Here is a 16864-nt window from a genome sequence, read left to right on the forward strand (position 1 = left end):
CTAAACAAAATTTTTTGAAATTTTGGTATAAATAGAGTTGTTTTTTAATATTTCAACCACTTCCATATCTCTTTGTATGTCGTTTTTTTACCGTACATCAATATACCGGTACGGTAAATTTTCGCTGCCACCCATGTAATAAAAACAAATGTTACTACAAGCAAGGCAATAGACAAGGATATCTGCCAATACGGCACTCCGTATGGTATTCTCATCATCATTGCTACCGGAGATGTGAATGGTATTATGGACAACCATGTAGCGAAACTGCTGTCCGGATTATTGATTATCATGGTGCAACAGACCATTACGAACAACAATGGCAATGATACAGGCAAAACGAATTGCTGTTTATCTGTTTCATTGTCCACAAACGATCCTATTGCAGCGAACAACGCTGCATACAACATGTATCCTCCAATAAAATACAGCAGAAAACAAAATAGTATTCCTTTGAAGTTGATACTGTTTGTCATTTCCATGGCTTTGACAATCATCTGCTGGCTGTCTGTTGTAACAGCTTGTTCATTCATCATTCCTGTCGAAATCATCTCATGAGGAGTGATGGCGAGCATTCCGGCTGAATATATCAACAGAGTCAACACTATCCATATCATAAACTGTGTCAAACCAACTAATGCCGTTCCAATGATTTTACCCATCATCAGTTCAAAAGGTTTCACGGAACTCACGATGACCTCCACAATGCGGTTTGTCTTTTCTTCAATAACACCGCTCATCACCTGATTACCGAACATGAATATCACCATGTATATCAGCAGTCCGAATCCGAGTCCCAAAAACATCTCCAATATGTTGTACATGTTTTTCTCTTCATTGTTTTCGTCAAAACGTACACTTGTTATGTGGATATCGACATTGGCAGCCTTGACGAGAGCCGGGTCAATTCCCGAGGCAAGTAATTTTTGTTTTTGCAGTTCCTGTTTCATGATGTTCTCCAAATAGGAACTCAATGTTATAGGCAATGCTTTCTTACTGTACAACTTGGCGTTTACAGGCAGATTCAGAGAGGTGCTCGGGATGTATAGTATGCCATCATAAACTTCTTGTTCTACAAGTTCTTTCAATGATTCAATGTCTTTGTCTTCAAAAATGAATGTATGTGCATCGGTATTTTTAAACTTGCCTTTGAAAAAGCCTGTTTCATCATTTACGACAATGGTTCTTTTCTTGTCGAATTTTTCCGAGTTATTCATCAATATTGTCGGAAGAAACATCAGTGCGGCAAACAGTATAGGAGTCAATATTGTCATGATGACGAAGCTGCGTTTACGCACTCGAGTCAAATATTCTCTTTTTATGATGATTCCTATTTTCATATTTGTGAATTGTTTTTGTCGTTGATTTGTTTAATAAAAATGTCGTTTATTGATGGTAGCAATTCCTGGAATGAAACAAGACGTCCTTTCTTTAAAATTGAGGTTACGAGTTCATTGGAATCGATATTCTTGTCGGCTTGTATTTTAAGATGGGTCATGCCGTTTTGTTTTTTTTCGCAAGACATTATATTATAACATTCAGGTAGATGCACTTCTTCGCTTACGTTTTGCATGGTCAGTTCAAAAATATTGTTCTTGAACTGTTGTTTTATTTCTGTCACACCACCTTCAAGAAGCATTTTGCCTTTGTTGATAAGCATTATATTGTCGCAAAGTTCTTCGACCGATGCCATGTTGTGTGTAGAAAACAGAATGGTGGCACCTTTGTCTCGCATATCCAATATTTCATTTTTCAGCAAATTGACGTTGATAGGGTCAAATCCGGAGAAAGGTTCATCGAATATAAGCAGTTTGGGTTCATGTATCACTGTCACGATAAACTGTATTTTTTGCTGCATTCCCTTGCTTAGTTCTTCAACTTTTTTGTTCCACCAACTGCCGATCTCGAATTTGCCGAACCAGTATTTAAGTCTTTTTTCTGCTGTTTTGGCATCTAATCCTTTCAATTGGGCGAGGTAAACCGCTTGTTCTCCGACTTTCATCTTTTTATACAATCCTCTTTCTTCCGGCAGATAACCAATCATAGACACATGTCTTTGAGACAGCGGCGTTCCGTCAAACATAATGCGACCTTCATCAGGAGCTGTTATTTGATTCAGGATACGTATCAATGTGGTCTTTCCGGCACCGTTAGGACCCAGCAATCCAAAGATACTTTGTTTCGGGACATTGAAACTGACATTGTTTAATGCTTTATAGTCAGAATATGATTTGCTGACATTGATTATTTCGATGAATGGTTGCATAATTTTCAAATACTATTCGTAATGTTGACAAAATGACAGTTTGTTATTACAAAATGATATTGTTTTGTATGTTGATAAAAAAGTCAATGTCGTAATCATGATAATAATAAGTCATCATTATAGACATTGGAAATAATAACATTACTTGGAGAAAAAATCGCGCAGTTTTTGGAAATAGTTTTTTTCTTTTTCAGACAATTTTGGTTTCATATTGTCGCTATCGAGTAAGGTTTTCATCATTTCTTCTTCATTTTTATTTAATTTCTTAGGAATCCATACGTTAACATTAACAAGGAGTTCTCCTTTTCTTCCGTAGCTGTTGAGTATTGGCAAGCCTTTACCTTTGAGTCTTATAACTTCTCCGGATTGTGTTCCGGCAGGTATTTTCAACGAAGTAGTGCCATTGATTAGAGGAATTTCTACCGTACAGCCGAGAATGGCTTCGGGAACACTGATAAACAGATTGTATATCAGGTTCTCGTCTTCACGAATGAAGTCGGAGTGTTCTTCTTCTTCAATAATAACCAAAAGGTCTCCTGGTATGCCGTTATGTATGCCGGCATTGCCTTTACCTTGAAATGAAAGTTGCATTCCGTCCGCTACTCCGGCCGGTATAGTGAGGTCGAACACCTCTTCTCCTTTTACGACGCCTGTTCCCTGACAGTCGGGACATTTGTTTTTTATTATTTCACCTTCGCCATGACATTGAGGACAGGATATTATCTGGGTAAAGAATCCGCCGCCTTGTGTTATGGAGCCACGTCCTTTGCATACGGGACATGTCTGCAATGAACCGTCGCTGGAGCCACTGCCGTTGCAATGTTTACATGTGACATATCTGTTGACTTTGACTTTTTTTGTTATGCCGTCGTTGATCTCCTGCAATGACAATTTGACACGCATACGCAGGTTCGATCCTTTGTTTACATATTTCCCGGAACCACCTCCAAAATTGAATCCGCCGCCTCCAAATCCAAAACCACCTAAGTCACCAAGGAAATTGAATAATATATCGTTTATAGAATAATTGCTGAAATCGCTTTCAGTAAATCCGGAATGTCCAAAGCGGTCATATCTTGCCCTTTTGTTGGCATCGCTCAATACTTCGTATGCCTCGGCAGCTTCTTTGAATTTTTCTTCTGCTTCCTTGTCGTTCGGATTCCTGTCAGGATGATATTTCAAAGCCTTTTTGCGGTATGCCTTTTTTATATCATCTACAGAAGCATCTTTCGATACTTCCAATATTTCATAATAATCTCTTTTCTCCATTACTAATTAAAATCTATTTTGTCAGCTGCCAACGACAACTCTGGCATATCTGATGACCTTGCCGTTGAGTTTATAACCTTTTTGAATCACGTCCAACACTTTTCCTTTTTTGCTCTCGTCAGGAGCTGGAGTACTTGTCAGTGCTTCATGTTCGTCGGTATCGAATTCTGCATCCATGGCATGTATTTCTTCCAATCCGTTTTGATTGAGCATGGTCTTTAATTTGTTGTAAATCAATGTAATTCCCTCAAAATCGGCTTTATTGTCGCTTTTTTTCATGATTTGCAAAGCTCTCTCGAAATCATCCAATATGGGCAGCATCTTCTTGATAATGTCTTCTGAGGCTGTCTTAAACAACTCGGCTCTTTCTTTTGCCGCTCTTTTGCGGTAGTTGTCGAATTCTGAAAACAATCTGATGTATTTATCATTGATATCGGCATATTTAGCTTCCAATTCGCTGTTTTTCAACTCCAATTCATCAAATTTTGTTTGTGACTCGTTCTGTTGTTTGTCACATTTTTTTGATTTGTTTTTGTTTTTTTTGCCTTTATCATCTTTTTCTTTATCGTTGTCGAGATTGATATTTTCGTCAGACAGCGTTTTTTCATTATTGTTTTTGTTATTATTTTCCATAAGTTTAATTCATTGATTTCAATTTATTTTGTTACCATATCAAAAAACTTGCCAATAATGCAGATTGACAAAATGTCAGTTTTCATTTTGGAAAAATATTGTCGGAATGAGACATGGAATTAGATTCTCTCTATGTCAGCGTGAATGGCTTTAAGGCGTTTGTCTATGTATTGATAACCTCTATCAATTTGGTCGATATTGTCTATTATGGATGTGCCGTCTGCTGACAAGGCGGCAATGAGCAGAGCTACGCCGGCGCGTATGTCGGGCGATGACATGCGAATGGCCTTCAAAGCATGAGTGTGGTCTAAACCAATGATGTTGGCTCTGTGAGGGTCGCATAATATTATCTGAGCTCCCATGTCTATGAGCTTGTCAACAAAGAACAGACGGCTTTCAAACATTTTCTGGTGTATGAGAACGGTGCCTTTAGCCTGTGTGGCGACGACGAGTATAATGCTGATAAGGTCAGGAGTGAAACCCGGCCATGGTGCGTCGGCTATCGTAAGAATTCCTCCGTCCATGAATGTTTCCACAGTATAATGGTCTTGCTGCGGCACAATGATATCGTCATCCAGTATTTTTAATTCTATTCCGAGTTTACGGAAAGTATCAGGTATTATGCCGAGGTCATTGACACCGGCATTTTTTATTGTCAACTCGGAGCCTGTCATGGCGGCCATACCGATGAAACTGCCTACCTCTATCATGTCGGCAAGGAGTCGATGTTCTGTGCCGTGAAGTTCTTTGACACCATGTATCGTCAATAAATTGGACCCTATGCCATTTATGGTGGCTCCCATAGATGTCAACATGCGGCATAATTGTACTATGTAAGGTTCGCATGCAGCGTTGAAAATAGTTGTGGTGCCATTGGCGAGGACGGCAGCCATGATGATGTTGGCTGTACCTGTCACCGATGCTTCATCAAGCAACATATAAGTGCCCTTTAATCCGTCAGCAGGAGCCTTGAGACTGTAAAACTTAGTAGTCGGGTCAATAATGGCACCAAGTTTTTTTAATCCGATGATATGAGTGTCAAGACGACGGCGTCCTATTTTGTCGCCTCCCGGATGTGGCAGAGAACTCCTCCCGTAACGGCTTAACAGAGGACCCAATATCATTACGCTGCCTCTTAAACTCGTGGCTTTTTTTATGAAATCATCAGTATTGAAATATTCGAAATTGATATCTTCAGCTTGAACCTTGATAGTGTCAGGGGTAGGTCTTTCTATCTTGACACCCATGCCTTTGAACAATTCGATAAGGTTGTTGATGTCGAGTATGTCAGGAAGATTGGTTATAGTTACGACTTCAGATGTCAACAGACATGCACATAATATCTGCATCGCTTCATTTTTGGCACCTTGAGGCGTTATCGCTCCCGATAATTTGTTCCCTCCAACTATTTTGAATGAACCCATGGTTATTTTTTGTTTGGTCTGTTGGGATTATTGACTTTCATGGCATGCTGCTTTTTGGCTTTCTTTTTCTTTTGCTGTTGTTGTGGTTGTTGAGATTGAGGTTTTGAAAGTATCTCGGATGTTGGAATTAGTTTTGTATCAATCGGAAGTGTAAATTCTCCATTTGACAATTTGTATAAATCATCGAGAATCAACAAGTCATTTACAGTGTCACGATTCCAACTGAGATAGGCTCTTTTCATTTGGTTGGCTATGTTGTAGAGTAATGCTTGTCTTTTAGGACTGTCTTCCATCTTCTTGACTTCTTGTATCATGTTGTAGATATGCTGTCCGTAATGACCAAATTTTATGTTGTTTTTATGATATTCAATAGGTTCCGGTTTCATTATTTGTGCCTCAGGTTTCGGAGGATCGTAAGGAGAATCGACATCCAACTTGTAGCCTGATATGATATGCAGATGATCCCATAATTTGTGAAGATAATCATTGGATTCTTTGACTTGGGGATTCATCTGAGCCATTACGTTGATGACAAAATGAGCTGCTTCTGTACGACGTTGACGGTCGTCTATATCCAAAAGATGCTGTATCATGATTTGAATGTTGCGTCCGTATTCGGATATCACGAGTTTGTCACGTTCGGTATTATATTTCATGCCTTCTATATCCATATCGTTATGCTGTTTTTATTAAATATTTAACGTTAAAATAATGAATATGTTGTATGTTTATGATTTTAGTATGCTTAGTTTTGCAAATTTGAGCATTAATTGTTTTTGTCCGCAGTTGTCAAATATTACCGTGGCTTTTTTGTTAGGACCGCTGCCTTCAACCTTTGACACTGTGCCTTGTCCGAACTTGGCATGAAGCACCCGCAGTCCTTCTGTTATCTCCTCAGGTGCAGCCGGCACAAAGTCTTTGTCATCCGATTCAGGCATGGCAGTATTTGTTACAGGTTTTTGTTTAGTAACATTAAAATCGTCAAAATCCTTAAAAATATTGTATTTAGACCTGTCTCCAATAGAAGTGGTACCTTTGAATGAGGCTTTTTTTGTCTTTTCTATCAGACTGTTGTCTATCTCATCTATGAAACGTGATGGCTCGCATAATGTCATGGTCCCCCATTTGTATCTGTTCTCTGCATGACTTAAAATGAGTTTTTTTTCTGCTCTTGTGATAGCGACATAGAAAAGGCGTCGTTCTTCTTCCAAATCTTCTTTGGTGCCTAACGATTGTACTCCCGGAAAGAGGTTTTCCTCAAGACCGGCAACATAAACATAAGGAAACTCCAATCCTTTGGCACTGTGAATGGTCATCAATGTGACGCGGTTATCGTCGTTTTCAGTCTCCTTATCTTGATCAGTAAGCAGTGCAACATCTTCCATGAATTTTGCCAATCCCACGTTGATACGTTCTCCTGTTGTCTCATCGACTTGTTTGTCGGAAAATTCCATAATGGCATTGAGAAGTTCTTCAACATTATCTACACGAGCCACACCTTCTGGTGTCGCATCTTCTTTCAATACTTTTATGATACCTGTTGTGTCGGTGATATGTTTTGCAAGTTCGAAAGCGTTATCTTTTTCGAGTCTTGTTCTGAAACTTTGTATCATCAAGACGAAATCTTTTATCTTGCTGAGACTGCGCGAGAGTTCTTTTGGCAATCCTTCATCGGAAGAAATGACATCCCAGATACTGCATTTTCTGTTGTCAGCAAGAATTTCGAGATGTTGTTGTGTAGTAGAGCCTATACCTCTTGTAGGATAATTTATGATACGTAACAATGCCTGGTCGTCATTGGTGTTTACGACGAGACGGAAATAGGCGAGAAGGTCTTTAACTTCTTTGCGGTCGTAAAATGACAATCCGCCATAGATTCGGTAAGGTATATCCTGTTTACGCAATGCCTCTTCTAACGGTCTTGACTGTGAGTTGGTTCTATATAATATGGCGAAGTCTTTGTAGTTAAGCTGTCTCGACATCTTAAATCCGAATATGGAATTTGCTATCAAAGTGCCTTCTTCATTGTCGGTAGTGGCACGCAACAGAGTTATGAGTTCGCCTTCTTCGTTATCGGACCAAACTTTTTTCTTTATTTGTTCTTCATTTCTTGCAATGACGTTATTGGCGGCTGTTACTATTGTCTTGGTAGAACGGTAATTCTGTTCGAGACGTATCAGTTTCATATCCGGATAATCGGAATGGAAATTCAGAATATTACGGATGTTGGCGCCACGGAATCCATATATGCTCTGAGCATCGTCGCCTACTACACAGATGTTTTCATGCATGGCGGCAATTCTTCTGATAATAATATACTGAGCATGATTGGTGTCCTGATATTCATCGACAAGGATATATTTGAAATGCCGCTGATATTTCAATAATATCTCCGGAAAGTCTTTCAATAATACGTTTGTATAATATAATATGTCGTCGAAGTCCATGGCGTTGGCACGTTTCAGCCTTTCGTTGTAGGCTTTGAAAATCTCGCCTATGAGAGGCTTGTTGGCACGAAAATCCTGTTTTTGTATCTCTTCGTCTTTACAATAGTCTTCGGCATTATAAAGTGAAGACTTTGCCATGGATATACGGTTTAGTACCATCTTGGCAGGATAGACTTTGTTATCCAATTCTTTTTCCTTTATGATGTTGTTGATGAGTTGTTTGGAGTCATCGGTATCATAAATGGTAAAGTTTTGTGTAAAGCCAAGATGCTCTGCTTCTATGCGAAGTATGCGTGCGAATATGGAATGGAAAGTACCCATCCACACACTTTTGGCATGAGAAGGGTCAACAAGTTGCATGATGCGTTCTTTCATCTCTTTGGCAGCCTTGTTGGTAAAAGTCAGTGCCATGATGGAAAAAGGACTTATTCCTTCCTGAATCATATAGGCTATGCGGTGTGTCAGGGCACGAGTTTTGCCGGAACCGGCACCGGCAATGACCATGACAGGTCCTTCAACAGTAGTGACAGCTTCTTTTTGAGGTTCATTAAGATGTGCTAATATATCGGACACGGCAAAAAATTTGTGCAAAGGTAATAATAATTCATCTATAAATTTAAGTTAAGTCAAAAAAATGATGAAGAGAGAACAGCTGTTGCTAAAAAGTATTGAATAACAATAATATATGTATGTTGAGAACGTATTGTGAAAATATATTTTGGCGGTAAAAAAACGGTATCAAAAAAGGTTTAAAACAAGATAATTAAAAAAATCAAAAAAAATATGTATAAATGGTTGTGTGTTAAAGAAAAAGTTTGTAATTTTGCCGGCTGAAAAAGGTGATAAAGTAGCCTGACATAAAAGTGATAGGGACCTGATAAGTTAAACGTTAGAGGTTTCTACGATGCAAGATGATGAAATTCAGTTCTTTACGTTCTTGTGTCGTGTTTAGCAGAAGAGTCGAATGAAGAGACTTATCCCTCCCCTTGAACCTAATATATAAGGTGCTTTTTTACTTTGAGAAGATAAAAAAGGATAAAAAATCCTATAATTTGAGTAAAAATTAGTAATTTAAACAAAAGAAGAATGCCAACGATTCAACAATTAGTCCGCAAAGGACGGCAGAAATTGGAAGACAAGAGTAAATCTCCTGCCTTGGATTCATGTCCGCAACGTCGTGGTGTTTGTGTACGTGTTTACACAACAACTCCTAAGAAGCCTAATTCGGCAATGCGTAAGGTTGCGAGGGTGCGTTTGACCAACCAGAAAGAGGTTAATGCCTATATACCCGGAGAAGGACATAATTTGCAGGAACACTCTATCGTGATGATTAGAGGAGGTCGTGTTAAGGATCTTCCCGGTGTGCGTTATCATATTATCCGCGGTGCATTGGATACCGCCGGTGTTGATGGTCGTAAGCAACGCAGATCAAAATATGGTGCCAAGCGTCCGAAAAAAGTAGCAAAGAAGTAAATTAAAATTGTAAAAGTTTAGAACATGAGAAAAGCTAAACCAAAAAAAAGAATCATCCTTCCGGATCCTAAGTACGGTGATATATTGGTCACTAAATTTGTGAACAATATCATGCTTAAAGGTAAGAAGAATCTCGCTTATGAGATTTTCTACAAGGCAATGGATATTATTGAAGCAAAACTTCAGGAAGACCCGATAGAAGTTTGGAAGAAAGCCTTGGCGAATGTAACACCTCAAGTGGAGGTCAGAAGCCGTCGTATCGGTGGTGCTACGTTCCAGATTCCTTCAGAAATCCGCCCGGCACGTAAACAGAGTATTGGCATGAAAAACCTTATAGGTTATGCCCGTAAACGTCATGAGAAAACAATGGGCGATAAATTGGCTGGCGAGATAATGCAGGCTTATAAGGAAGAGGGTTCTGCTTTTAAGAAAAAAGAGGAAATCCACAGAATGGCCGATGCTAACAAGGCATTCTCACACTTCAGATTCTAATATATATTAATAGGTGTAAATTAAAATGATGAATAACGACCAAAATATTACTAATACTTTGTCTCTGACACGTAATATCGGTATCATGGCCCATATTGATGCCGGTAAAACTACTACGACAGAGCGTATTCTGTATTATACAGGTCGCAATCATCGTATAGGTGAGGTGCATGAAGGTACCGCTACCATGGACTGGATGGTGCAGGAACAGGAACGCGGCATTACTATAACTTCTGCCGCTACTACGGTGTTTTGGAATGTTGATGATAAGTCGTTTAAAATAAATATTATTGATACTCCTGGTCATGTTGACTTCACTGTCGAGGTTGAACGTTCCTTGAGAGTACTCGACGGAGCGGTCGCTGTCTTCTGTGCAGTGGGAGGTGTCGAACCTCAGTCCGAAACGGTATGGCATCAAGCCAATAAATATAAAGTGCCTCGTATCTGTTTTGTTAATAAAATGGATAGATGTGGCGCTGATTTCTTTAATGTCTTGGAACAGATAAAAAATAAACTTCATGCGACTCCTGTTCCGATACAGTTGCCTATAGGTGAAGAAGATGGCTTTATCGGTGTGATAGACCTTGTCAAAAATAAAGCTATTATATGGAATGGAGATGACGATGAACTCGGAGCTCACTATGAGGTGACGGATATACCTGAAGGGATGGCAGTTGTGGCGGCTAAATACCGTCGTATGCTCGTCGAAGGTTCTGCCGAAGATAATGAGATATTGTTCGAGAAGTTTATCAATGACCCTGATTCCATTACTGAGGATGAGATAATAGCCGAATTGAGAAAAGCTACTTTGCAAATGCGTATATGCCCCGTATTGTGCGGCGCTTCATTCAAGAATAAAGGAGTACAACCTCTGCTCGATGCAGTGGTGCGTTATTTGCCAAGCCCTCTCGATATCGACCATGTCACAGGTATTAACCCCAAGACAGAAAAAGAAGAGATACGTAAAGCTGATGCAAAAGAGCCTTTCTGTGCTCTCGCATTCAAAATTCTGACAGACCCTTATGTGGGTCGTCTTGCTTTCTTCCGTGTGTATTCCGGTACTCTTAACGCAGGCTCCTATGTGCTCGACGTCACTACCGGCAAAAAAGAACGTATAGCAAGAATAATGCAGATGAATGCCAATAAACAAACCCCTCTTGACAAAATAGAGGCCGGCGATATTGCTGCTGCAGTGGGATTTAAATCCATCAGAACCGGTGATACCCTCACAGATGAGAAGAATCCTCTCTTGCTTGAAAGTATTACATTCCCGCAACCGGTGGTTCAAATAGCAGTGGAACCTAAGACGCAGGGTGATATGGATAAACTTACCAACGCTCTTATGAAACTTGCGGAAGAAGACCCTACATTTTTGGTGTCAACAGACGAAAACTCCGGTCAAACTCTTATAGAAGGTATGGGAGAGTTGCATCTCGATATTATCATTGACCGTCTTAGAAGAGAATTCGGTGTAGAGATAAATGTCGGCAATCCTCAAGTCTCCTATAAAGAGTCCTTTACTAAGACAATACATCATCGTATCGTCTATAAGAAACAGTCAGGCGGTAGAGGCAAATTTGCTGATATAGAATTTGAACTCGGTCCTGCTGACGATGGTATGAGCGGATTGCAGTTTGTAAATGATGTTAAAGGTGGTGATATTCCAAAGGAATTTATCCCTTCAATAGAGAAAGGTTTCAGAAGTGCTATGTCAAACGGAGTGTTGGCGGGATTTCCTGTTGACTCTGTGAAAGTTCGCATTATAGATGGTTCGTTCCATCCCGTGGATAGCGACCAACTTTCATTTGAACTTGCGGCACAGATTGGATTTAGAGAAGCAGGTGAAAAAGCAGGTTCGGTGGTATTGGAGCCTGTTATGAAAGTTGAGGTTTATGTCCCTTCTGATTATACCGGAGAAGTGACAAGCGACTTGAACAGAAGAAGGTCAATATTGAAAGAAATGGATATGGAGCACGGATATCAGGTCATAAGAGCCGATGTCCCGTTGTCGGAAATGTTCGGATATATTACTTCACTTAGAACCTTGACACAGGGAAGAGGCACATTTAACATGGAGTTCAGTCATTATTCCGAAGTGCCGTCTGATCTTGCCGAAGTGGTGGTGAAAAAAGCTAAAGGAACGTATTTCTTTTTTTAAAAGAGATTAAAAAAATAAAAGATAAAGAAAATAAATTAACAACAAATTCTTATGAGCCAAAGAATTAGAATTAAGTTAAAGTCGCACGATCACAACTTGGTTGATAAATCAGCCGAGAAGATTGTGAAAACCATCAAATTGACTGGCGCAGTAGTTAGCGGTCCCATACCGTTGCCTACCGACAAGAAAATTTACACGGTTTTGCGCTCTACTTTCGTACACAAAAAATCGAGAGAACAATTTGAGTTGTCGTCATACAAGAGATTGCTTGACATTTACAACTCTACATCACAAACTATCGATGCTTTGATGAAATTGGAGCTGCCAAGCGGTGTAGAAGTGGAAATTAAATTGTAATTGTAAAACTATCTAGTAATTAAAAGCGTAGTAGCATGTCAGGAATACTAGGAAAAAAGATTGGGATGACCAGCATATATGATGACGGAGGAAAAAATATTCCTGTAACGGTCATTGAAGCGGGTCCATGCGTAGTAACCCAAGTCAGAACAAAAGAAAAAGACGGTTACGATGCTATCCAAATGGCGTTTGATGAGAAGAAAGCGAAAAACACTTCAAGAGCTATGATCAAGCATTTTGAGAAAGCCGGAACAACGCCAAAGAAGATAGTAAGAGAATTTACGCGTTTCGAACAGGGATCAAGAAAAAGCCTTGGTGAAATAGTAACCGTAAATGTGTTTGTGGAAGGCGAGTTTGTTGACGTAAGTGGTATCAGCAAAGGTAAAGGCTTCCAGGGAGTAGTGAAACGTCATCATTTTAATGGCGTTGGACAGTCAACTCACGGTCAACATAACCGTTTGAGAAAGCCGGGTTCAATCGGTGCCTGTGCCTATCCTTCAAGAGTGTTTAAAGGATTGCGTATGGCAGGTCACATGGGTGATGCAAAAGTGAAAGTCATCAACCTGCAGATTGTGAAAATAGTACCGGAAAAGAATTTGTTAGTTGTTAAAGGTTCGGTGCCAGGAGCAAAGAACGGATATTTAAAAATTGAGAGATGGAGTTAGAAGTATTAAAGATTACAGGTGAGTCAACCGGTCGTAAAGTCGAGTTGAACGATAATATCTACGGGATCGAGCCTAATGATCATTGCATCTATTTGGATGTCAAGTTGATATTGGCAAATCAACGTCAAGGCACACATAAAGCCAAGACTCGTAGTGAGATATCCGGAAGTACGAAAAAACTTATCCGCCAGAAAGGTACCGGTGGCGCACGTCGCGGTGACATCAACTCCCCGGTGTTGAGAGGTGGTGGTAGAGTGTTTGGTCCTGTTCCGCGTGATTATGGTTTCAAACTGAATAAGAAAGTCAGACGTCTTGCCCGCAGATCGGCTCTTTCATACAAAATGAAAGATGCAGAATTGGTGGTGTTGGAAGATTTTACGTTTGACAGTATCAAGACAAAGAAAATGATCGAGGTCTTGAATAACTTGAAAGTGAACGGCATGAGAACTTTGTTCTTATTCCCGGAGACAGACATGAATGTGGTGCTGTCAGCGAGAAATATTCAAAAGACAAAGATAGAACTTGCCAGAAACTTGAATACTTATGATATTCTGAAAGCCAAGAAGATTTTCATCTTGGAAAGTTCACTGAAACATATTGAAGAGATTCTTGGATAACAATTAAAAACTGAAAACGATGATTATCATTAAGAAACCTGTTATTACGGAAAAAATGACCGCTATAAGCGAGAAGCTTAATCGGTATGCATTCATTGTTGACGTTAATGCTAACAAACTGCAGATCAAGAAGGCTGTGGAAGACCTCTACGGTGTTCATGTGAAGGCAGTCAACACAATGAGATATGATGGAAAGCTGAAGTCACGTTATACAAAGTCGGGCGTTGTCAACGGAAGAAGAAACGCTTTTAAGAAGGCTATAGTGACATTGGCCGAAGGTGAAACAATTGACTTTTTTAGCAACATTTAAAAGATGGCTTTAAAGAAATATAAACCTACGACTCCGGGTCAGCGCTTTAAAGTTATAAGCGCATTTGACGAGATTACGACCAGCAAGCCGGAGAAGTCATTGCTTGCTCCTAAAAAGAGTACCGGAGGTCGTAACAATACTGGTAAAATGACTGTCCGCAACATAGGTGGTGGACATAAACAAAAATATAGAATTATTGACTTCAAACGCGATAAAGATGGTATTCCGGGAATAGTGAAAACTATAGAATACGATCCGAACCGTACAGCACGTATCGCTTTGGTGGTTTATGCTGATGGTGAGAAGCGTTATATCATTGCACCGCAAGGCTTGAAAGTCGGGCAGCAGGTGATGTCGGGAAAAGATGCAACACCAAGTATTGGAAATGCCATGTTCCTTAGCGATGTGCCTTTTGGAACAGTCATTCATAATATCGAGTTGCGTCCGGGACAGGGTGCCAAGATGGCAAGAAGTGCCGGTGCATACGCACAGTTGATGTCACGTGATGGAAAATATGCCATTTTGAAGATGCCTTCAGGCGAGACTCGTCTTATCTTACAGGCATGCAAGGCAACAATAGGAACAGTGTCGAATGCAGATCATAACCTTGAGAAATCGGGTAAGGCAGGACGTAGCCGTTGGTTGGGACGCCGCCCGAGAGTACGTGGTGTTGTCATGAACCCTGTGGATCACCCTATGGGCGGTGGCGAAGGTCGTGCTTCCGGAGGTCATCCGCGTAGCCGTAAAGGCTTGCCGGCAAAAGGCTATAAGACACGTTCTCCTAAGAATGCATCAACAAAGTATATCATTGAAAGAAGAAAGAAGTAATTAACCAGGTAAAAAAAAGAAATTATGAGTCGTTCGCTTAAAAAAGGACCATATATCCATTATAAACTCGAAAAAAGAGTTTTGGATAATGTAGCATCAGGAAAGAAGACCGTCATTAAGACCTGGTCAAGAGCTTCTATGATATCTCCTGATTTTGTTGGTCAGACTATAGCTGTACACAACGGTAATAAATTCATCCCGGTATATGTAACCGAGAACATGGTGGGTCATAAACTTGGCGAATTCGCCCCTACAAGAACATTTAGAGGTCATGCCGGAAATAGAAAAGATAAATAATAAGTAGTATGGGAGCAAGAAAACATAAAAGAGCAGAAGCTATAAAAGAAGCACGTAAACACAATGCCATAGCAAAGTTGAATAACGTGCCAACATCGCCTCGTAAGATGCGTTTGGTAGCTGATATGATTAGAGGAATGAAAGTGGAACTTGCACTGCATGCCTTACAGTATTCACCTAAGTCAGCAGCAAAGCCGGTGTATAAACTGTTACGTTCGGCAATAGCTAACTGGGAAGCCAAAAATGAAGGAATACGTATTGAAGACGCTAACTTGTATGTGAAAGAAATATTTGTCGATGAAGGACGTACGCTGAAACGTATCCAACCGGCTCCGCAAGGTCGTGCACACCGCATCCGCAAACGTTCCAACCACGTAACGATAGTTGTCGATAGCCGAATAGCTAACGATAAAGATGTAGAAGCTAAAGTTGAAGAAAAGAATTAATAAGATTGTACAATGGGACAAAAAACGAATCCAATAGGTCTTAGATTAGGCATTATTAAAGGTTGGGATTCCAACTGGTACGGTGGAAAAGACTTCTCCAAGAAACTTGTGGAAGACGATAAGATCCGTAAATATTTGAACGCACGTCTCGGTAAAGCCGGCATCTCGAAGATAGCTATCGAACGTTCTCTCAAACTTGTTACCGTTACAATATTCACCGCCCGTCCGGGTATGATCATAGGTAAGGGTGGTACCGAAGTCGATAAACTTAAAGAAGAACTTAAGAAAGTCACCGGTAAGGAAGTTCAAATCAACATCAGCGAGATAAAAAGACCTGAGCTTGATGCATATATCGTAGCAAGCACTATCGCAAAACAAATAGAAGGTCGTGTGTCATTCCGTCGCGCTATAAAAACAGCAGTGTCAGGAACAATGAGAATCGGAGCAGAAGGTATAAAAGTCATTGCTTCCGGTCGTGTCGGTGGCGCTGAGATGGCCCGTCAGGAAACTTATAAAGAGGGACGTATCCCGTTGCATACATTGCGTGCCGATATAGATTATTCATTGGTGGAGGCTCATACTACCTATGGCCGTATCGGTATCAAAGTGTGGATCTGCAAAGGTGAGATATATGGTCGCCCGGAACTGGTGCCTACATCAACAAATAGTGCATCTAAGAAACAGGCAGCTCCGAAACAGAATAACGGACCACGCCGTAATAAACGTAATAAGTAAGAGAATAAAAAATCCATAAACGATGTTACAACCTAAAAGAACGAAATTCAGAAGACCTCAAAAAGGCAAAATGAAAGGTAACGCACACCGCGGTCACCAACTTGCCTTCGGTTCATTCGGAATTAAAACAATGGAGGAGGCCTTGATAACAGCTCGTCAGATAGAAGCTGCCCGTCAGGCTGTCACGCGTCACATGAAACGTGAGGGACAGATTTGGATTAGAATATTCCCCGACAAACCTATCACCAAAAAACCTGCTGAGGTACGTATGGGTAAAGGTAAAGGTAGCGTGGAATATTTCGTCGCTCGCGTAACTCCGGGACACATGCTTTTCGAAGCTGATGGCGTGCCGTTGGCAGTAGCCAAAGAGGCATTGCGTTTAGCCGCTCAAAAACTCCCGGTTACGACTAAATTTGTGGTTAGAAGAGATTATGTCGAATAAAAACA

19 protein-coding genes are annotated in these 16864 nt (G+C 40.3%); 12 read left to right on the plus strand and 7 right to left on the minus strand.

The window, feature by feature from the left end; translation table 11 throughout:
* Positions 1-44 precede the first annotated feature (44 nt).
* The 7 genes from ACZOVS_RS00830 to ACZOVS_RS00860 all read right to left on the minus strand — a co-directional run bounded on the left by ACZOVS_RS00830 (position 45) and on the right by ACZOVS_RS00860 (position 8612).
* A complete protein-coding gene (locus tag ACZOVS_RS00830; RefSeq protein WP_483995340.1) occupies positions 45-1340 on the minus strand; it encodes an ABC transporter permease in 1296 nt (431 codons plus the stop codon).
* Positions 1337-2266 (minus strand): ABC transporter ATP-binding protein, encoded by a 930-nt coding sequence (locus ACZOVS_RS00835; protein ID WP_483995341.1) that lies wholly within the window; start codon positions 2264-2266, stop codon positions 1337-1339. The genes ACZOVS_RS00830 and ACZOVS_RS00835 overlap by 4 nt, the downstream gene beginning before the upstream one ends.
* Positions 2267-2407: 141 nt before the next feature.
* A complete protein-coding gene (gene dnaJ, locus ACZOVS_RS00840; RefSeq protein ID WP_483995342.1) occupies positions 2408-3535 on the minus strand; it encodes a molecular chaperone DnaJ in 1128 nt (375 codons plus the stop codon).
* Positions 3536-3556: 21 nt separating this feature from the next.
* Entirely contained in the window at positions 3557-4168 is a 612-nt protein-coding gene (locus ACZOVS_RS00845; protein ID WP_483995343.1) for a nucleotide exchange factor GrpE, read from the minus strand.
* A gap of 119 nt (positions 4169-4287) precedes the next feature.
* Complete coding sequence (gene murA, locus ACZOVS_RS00850; RefSeq protein WP_483995344.1) at positions 4288-5592, minus strand: UDP-N-acetylglucosamine 1-carboxyvinyltransferase; 1305 nt, start codon at positions 5590-5592, stop codon at positions 4288-4290.
* Positions 5593-5594: 2 nt separating this feature from the next.
* On the minus strand, positions 5595-6263 hold the full coding sequence (locus ACZOVS_RS00855; RefSeq protein ID WP_483995345.1) for a DUF4290 domain-containing protein: 669 nt from the start codon (positions 6261-6263) through the stop codon (positions 5595-5597).
* A gap of 57 nt (positions 6264-6320) precedes the next feature.
* Entirely contained in the window at positions 6321-8612 is a 2292-nt protein-coding gene (locus ACZOVS_RS00860) for an ATP-dependent helicase (RefSeq protein WP_483995346.1), read from the minus strand.
* Between the two features lie 513 nt (positions 8613-9125).
* Between ACZOVS_RS00860 and rpsL the strand changes: the two genes are divergently transcribed.
* From rpsL to rplP, 12 genes are read left to right on the plus strand one after another with little or no spacing between them, the layout of a single operon-like run.
* Positions 9126-9512 carry a 30S ribosomal protein S12 gene (gene rpsL / locus ACZOVS_RS00865; RefSeq protein WP_483995347.1) on the plus strand — a complete coding sequence of 129 codons (387 nt, stop codon included), beginning with the start codon at positions 9126-9128 and terminating at the stop codon, positions 9510-9512.
* Between the two features lie 24 nt (positions 9513-9536).
* Positions 9537-10004 carry a 30S ribosomal protein S7 gene (rpsG, locus tag ACZOVS_RS00870; protein ID WP_483995348.1) on the plus strand — a complete coding sequence of 156 codons (468 nt, stop codon included), beginning with the start codon at positions 9537-9539 and terminating at the stop codon, positions 10002-10004.
* A 25-nt stretch (positions 10005-10029) separates the two neighbouring features.
* Complete coding sequence (gene fusA, locus ACZOVS_RS00875; protein WP_483995349.1) at positions 10030-12162, plus strand: elongation factor G; 2133 nt, start codon at positions 10030-10032, stop codon at positions 12160-12162.
* 51 nt (positions 12163-12213) lie between these two features.
* Positions 12214-12519: a 30S ribosomal protein S10 gene (rpsJ, locus tag ACZOVS_RS00880; protein ID WP_483995350.1), complete on the plus strand. Its 306-nt coding sequence runs from the start codon at positions 12214-12216 to the stop codon at positions 12517-12519.
* A 35-nt stretch (positions 12520-12554) separates the two neighbouring features.
* Positions 12555-13184: a 50S ribosomal protein L3 gene (rplC, locus tag ACZOVS_RS00885; protein WP_483995351.1), complete on the plus strand. Its 630-nt coding sequence runs from the start codon at positions 12555-12557 to the stop codon at positions 13182-13184.
* Complete coding sequence (gene rplD / locus ACZOVS_RS00890) at positions 13175-13801, plus strand: 50S ribosomal protein L4 (RefSeq protein ID WP_483995352.1); 627 nt, start codon at positions 13175-13177, stop codon at positions 13799-13801. The genes rplC and rplD overlap by 10 nt, the downstream gene beginning before the upstream one ends.
* 19 nt (positions 13802-13820) lie before the next feature.
* A complete protein-coding gene (rplW, locus tag ACZOVS_RS00895) occupies positions 13821-14111 on the plus strand; it encodes a 50S ribosomal protein L23 (RefSeq protein ID WP_483995353.1) in 291 nt (96 codons plus the stop codon).
* A gap of 3 nt (positions 14112-14114) precedes the next feature.
* Positions 14115-14939: a 50S ribosomal protein L2 gene (gene rplB, locus ACZOVS_RS00900; RefSeq protein WP_483995354.1), complete on the plus strand. Its 825-nt coding sequence runs from the start codon at positions 14115-14117 to the stop codon at positions 14937-14939.
* 24 nt (positions 14940-14963) lie between these two features.
* The gene (rpsS, locus tag ACZOVS_RS00905; protein WP_483995355.1) at positions 14964-15236 is read left to right on the plus strand and encodes a 30S ribosomal protein S19; all 273 of its coding nucleotides are present in this window, start codon (positions 14964-14966) and stop codon (positions 15234-15236) included.
* A gap of 8 nt (positions 15237-15244) precedes the next feature.
* A complete protein-coding gene (gene rplV / locus ACZOVS_RS00910) occupies positions 15245-15682 on the plus strand; it encodes a 50S ribosomal protein L22 (RefSeq protein WP_483995356.1) in 438 nt (145 codons plus the stop codon).
* Between the two features lie 12 nt (positions 15683-15694).
* A complete protein-coding gene (rpsC, locus tag ACZOVS_RS00915; protein WP_483995357.1) occupies positions 15695-16417 on the plus strand; it encodes a 30S ribosomal protein S3 in 723 nt (240 codons plus the stop codon).
* Positions 16418-16439: 22 nt separating this feature from the next.
* Positions 16440-16859 (plus strand): 50S ribosomal protein L16, encoded by a 420-nt coding sequence (gene rplP / locus ACZOVS_RS00920; RefSeq protein ID WP_483995358.1) that lies wholly within the window; start codon positions 16440-16442, stop codon positions 16857-16859.
* Positions 16860-16864: the final 5 nt, after the last annotated feature.

Source organism: Candidatus Limimorpha avicola, assembly GCF_056978975.1.